General features: G+C 45.6%; 3 protein-coding genes. 2 read left to right on the top strand and 1 reads right to left on the bottom strand.

Features of this window, described 5'->3' with window-relative positions:
• Nucleotides 1-780 (bottom strand): DNA topoisomerase (locus tag ACRC27_RS01925; protein WP_438639061.1); only part of this gene is annotated, 780 nt, incomplete at its 3' end.
• 399 nt (nucleotides 781-1,179) lie between these two features.
• On the opposite strand from ACRC27_RS01925, the gene astB reads away from it, so the two are divergent.
• Nucleotides 1,180-2,517, top strand: a complete 1,338-nt coding sequence (gene astB / locus ACRC27_RS01930) for an N-succinylarginine dihydrolase (protein ID WP_438630144.1) — start codon at nucleotides 1,180-1,182, stop codon at nucleotides 2,515-2,517.
• A gap of 160 nt (nucleotides 2,518-2,677) precedes the next feature.
• Nucleotides 2,678-2,929: a DUF2498 family protein gene (locus ACRC27_RS01935; RefSeq protein ID WP_438623419.1), complete on the top strand. Its 252-nt coding sequence runs from the start codon at nucleotides 2,678-2,680 to the stop codon at nucleotides 2,927-2,929.
• Nucleotides 2,930-3,240 lie beyond the last annotated feature (311 nt).

The raw sequence follows: 3,240 nt of genomic DNA on the forward strand, positions 1-3,240 counted from the left end.
GCTCTCCGCTTGTGTAACAGGCTCAAACGCTTTGCCATTACGCTGCAAAACCTGCATACGCAGCACTGTACTTTGCGCACGCAAGTCAGCGTGTAGTTCCCAGTACTCTTCCGGTACAAAAGCCTTAATTTCGCGCTCACGCTCAACCACCAACCGTACTGCAACAGACTGCACGCGTCCAGCCGACAGGCCGCGAGCTACTTTTTTCCACAGTAACGGGGAAACCATGTAACCAACAACGCGATCAAGAAAACGACGAGCTTGTTGTGCGTTAACACGATCTAGATTCAGCTCTGACGGGCTTTCAAATGCCTGCTGAATGGCATTTTTGGTGATTTCGTTGAACACCACACGCTGATAGCGTGAGTCATCTCCACCAATAATTTCACGCAGGTGCCATGCAATGGCTTCCCCTTCACGGTCCAAGTCGGTTGCGAGATAGATTTTATCGGCTTTTTCTGCCAGAGCTTGCAGCTCTGTAACCACTTTTTCTTTGCCTGGCAGAATTTCGTAGCGTGCATTCCAGTCATGGTAAGGGTCAATACCCATACGAGAAACCAGCGCATCACGCTCTTTTTTCTTGGTAACGATAGCTTTTTCTTCCGGTGTTAAGCCCTTGGTGCTTACCGGTGCTTTCTTGGCTGCTGTCGAGGCCGAGCCACTGGTAGGTAAATCGCGGATATGACCCACGCTGGACTTAACGATGTAATCGCTACCCAAATATTTATTGATTGTTTTTGCTTTCGCAGGGGACTCTACGATAACGAGCGACTTACCCATAGTGGTGATTACCTAATTGATCCTTTCCGGCTGCCCCATCCACAAAGACAAAACCCATGTTAATGGATAAATGCATCAGTACTGGCATGGCAGCAACCCGTAAAAAAAACGTCTCTATTTATATTGCGGCACAAATCAAGGAGATCAACCACTTTTTGATCATAGGCTGATTTATTGTTTGCCGCTCGGATAATTGGCTGACAGCAACTTGCATAAAAAATGCGCCAATGTTATTCATTTGTTAACTAAAATCTATTTATCTATCGAACAAGTGCGTCAATCGCCATCAGCACATACAAGCTCCCCCAACACAGTGCGGGATATAGCCTTGTTATCATGTTGATACAAAACAAAATACACGCCAATTTTTACCCGTTGCCACGTCATGAGGGGAAGATCATGCACAGTGTAGAAGTTAACTTTGACGGTCTTGTTGGTCCAACACATAACTATGCCGGATTATCGGTCGGTAACGTGGCATCAACACACCATGCACAGCAGCCTTCTAACCCGAAACACGCAGCACTGCAAGGGCTGGCAAAAATGCGGACCATGCTCAAACTGGGCCTGCCTCAGGGGGTTCTCCCCCCGCAAGAGCGCCCCGCGGTTCATACATTACGCCAGCTCGGTTTTACCGGAACACCTGCGCAAGTGCTAGAGAGTGTGTATCAAACAAACCCCCGTTTACTTGCAGCAGTCACCTCAGCCTCAGCAATGTGGGTAGCCAATGCAGCAACTGTTTCGCCGAGCACAGATACTGCTGATAAACGAGTGCACTTTACGCCAGCAAATTTGATGAATAAATTTCATCGTTCACTGGAATCGGAGACTACGGGGCGCATTTTGCGTGCCGTTTTCCCGAATGACAAGTTTTTTGCACATCATTTGCCATTACCTTCTCACGATATGTTCAGTGATGAAGGTGCCGCTAACCATACTCGACTCTGTCACCGGCATGACAGCTCAGGCATACATCTGTTTGTTTACGGGCGGACTTTTTTTGATAAAAACCGGCCATTCCCACAGCAATTTCCGGCAAGGCAAACCTATGAAGCCAGTCAAGCTATTGCACGGTTGCACGGCTTAACACCCGAACATACGCTGTTTTTACAACAGAATCCGGCAATCATTGATCAGGGTGTTTTCCATAATGATGTTATCGCTGTCGGCAACGAAAACGTGTTGTTTTATCATCAACATGCTTTTTTAGCGATGGAAAGTGTAAAACAACAACTTGAACAGCGGCTGAATGCTGAAAATATCACCTTAATTGCCGTTTCTGAGACAGATATTGCCGTGGATGATGCCGTGCAGAGCTACCTATTTAATTCTCAACTGGTCACACTGCCCGACCGTAGCATGGCTCTGATTGCACCGATAGAGTGTCAGTCAAACCCAGTAATTGCCCGCTATTTATCCACCCTTATTACTCAGCAAGCTGCCATTAAACAGGTTATTTATATGGATTTACGCCAAAGTATGCAAAATGGCGGAGGGCCGGCCTGTTTGCGCCTGAGAGTGGTACTCACACCTGCCGAACTGAGTGCCGTTAATCCGCACTGTTTGCTCGATGAAGCAAAAATTAACCGTTTAGAACAATGGGTCAATAAACACTATCGGGATCGCCTAATACCAGCAGAATTACGTGATCCAACGCTGCTACAAGAGTCTTATTCTGCATTAGATGAACTGACTCAACTGTTGCAACTGGGTAATATTTATCACTTTCAGCAGTAATAGGTTACAAAAAACAACAACAAAACAGCAGAAAAAAGGCAGTCTACTCGCGCTATATCACTGTAAAATAGCGTAAAATCAATATAATATCTTGGTATATTGCCTAACGTTGCACCTGATGCCAACTGAGAATACACATTCTATAATTAGAGAACAGGTTATGTCTGAAGATAAACAACTGATAAGCCGCGCTGAATTATTAGAAATTGCCAGCGCACTGATGACCGAACATGATGATTTTGTTGAAGGTATGTCGGTAGACAGTGTTGAGCAAAAAAACGGAATTTTAATATTTCGGGGAAACTATTTCCTTGATGAAAATGGCCTGCCAACCAGTCAGAGCACGGCTACTTTTAATATGTTTAAGCTACTCGCTCAAGCGCTGTCAAAGCAGTATCAGTTGATTGATTAAATTTTTTCACCGCTCTGCTTTCGCCTAATCGCACCTATCGTCAATAAACCGAAAGCAGAGCGCCGCAATATCAACACGGCAAGAGCGAAGCCCTCATCTATTCAGCTTACTACCGCCATACTCTTTCATTGTAGAGTTATATCGTTGTGTAGCGGACTATTAGCAAGGCATTGGGTATACCAACAGGTCTAGTGCGAAAGTGATGATGTTTCCAAAGGCACGTGCTCTTCATTTACTGGCGCTACTGTGGCACATAAAAATAACACCCCAAAAAGGAGTACCGTGCCCGCAGCAGGAAGCAAATTGACCCA

It is taken from the genome of Plesiomonas sp., assembly GCF_051650925.1.
Taxonomy (GTDB): Bacteria; Pseudomonadota; Gammaproteobacteria; order Enterobacterales; family CAMTGL01; genus Plesiomonas.